The sequence below is a fragment of the Sandarakinorhabdus sp. genome (genome assembly GCF_040398645.1).
GTDB lineage: Bacteria > Pseudomonadota > Alphaproteobacteria > Sphingomonadales > Sphingomonadaceae > Sandarakinorhabdus.
On the sequence record NZ_JBBATR010000008.1, the window covers coordinates 18585 to 19818 of the forward strand.

The window sequence follows — 1234 nt, forward strand, 5'->3', positions numbered from 1 at the left end:
TCGAAGTCGATGAAATCACCGGCCTGTCCAAGGACGAGCTGATCAAGATCATCGGCCAATATGATGGCCTCGCCATCCGCTCGTCCACCAAGGTGACTAAGGAAATCCTGGCTGCGGCCACCAATCTCAAAGTCGTCGGCCGCGCTGGCATCGGCGTCGACAATGTCGACATTCCATCGGCGTCGGCGCTGGGCGTCGTGGTGATGAACACCCCGTTCGGCAACAGCATCACCACTGCCGAACATGCCATCGCGCTGATGTTTGCGCTGGCCCGGCAATTGCCCGAGGCAGATGCCTCCACCCAGGCCGGCAAGTGGGAGAAAAACCGCTTCATGGGCGTGGAAGTCACCGCAAAAACGCTGGGCCTGATCGGGGCCGGCAACATTGGCAGCATCGTGGCCGATCGCGCGCTGGGCCTGAAGATGAAGGTGATCGCCTATGATCCCTTCCTCACCCCGGAACGCGCCGAAAACATGGGCGTGACCAAGGTGACGCTGGATGAACTGCTCAGCCATGCCGATTTCATCAGCCTGCACACCCCATTGACCGACAGCACGCGCAATATCCTGAGCCGTGAAAATCTGCTGAAGGCCAAAGCCGGCGTGCGCATCGTCAATTGCGCGCGCGGCGGCCTGATCGATGAAGCGGCGCTGAAGGAACTGCTCGACAGCGGCCATATCGGCGGCGCCGCCCTCGATGTGTTTGCCGAAGAGCCAGCCAAGACATCGCCGCTGTTCGGCACGCCCAATTTCATCTCCACCCCGCATCTTGGCGCCTCCACCGACGAAGCGCAGGTGAATGTCGCCATCCAGGTGGCCGAGCAGCTCAGCGATTTCCTGCTGACCGGCGGCGTCACCAACGCGCTCAACATGCCATCGCTGTCGGCCGAAGAAGCGCCGCGCCTGAAGCCTTACATGGCGCTGGCCGAACGGCTGGGCAGCTTGGTTGGGCAGCTCGACAATGATGGCATCAAATCGGTGCGCGTCGAAGTGGAAGGTGCTGCAGCGCAATTGAACATCAAGCCGATCACGGCGGCCGTGCTGGCGGGCCTGATGCGAACGCACAGCGACACGGTCAACATGGTCAACGCGCCGTTCCTGGCCCGCGAGCGCGAAATCGATATCGCCGAAGTGCGCCACGACCGCGAAACCGATTACCACACCCTGCTGCGCGTAACGGTGCAAACCGCCAATGGCCCGCGCAGCGTAGCGGGAACGCTGTTTGGCAACACCAA

Annotated in this window: 1 protein-coding gene; it reads left to right on the plus strand. The window is 62.0% G+C overall.

Features of this window, described 5'->3' with window-relative positions:
* Positions 1–1234 (plus strand): phosphoglycerate dehydrogenase (serA, locus tag ABWP50_RS03330; protein ID WP_353216615.1); only part of this gene is annotated, 1234 nt, incomplete at both ends.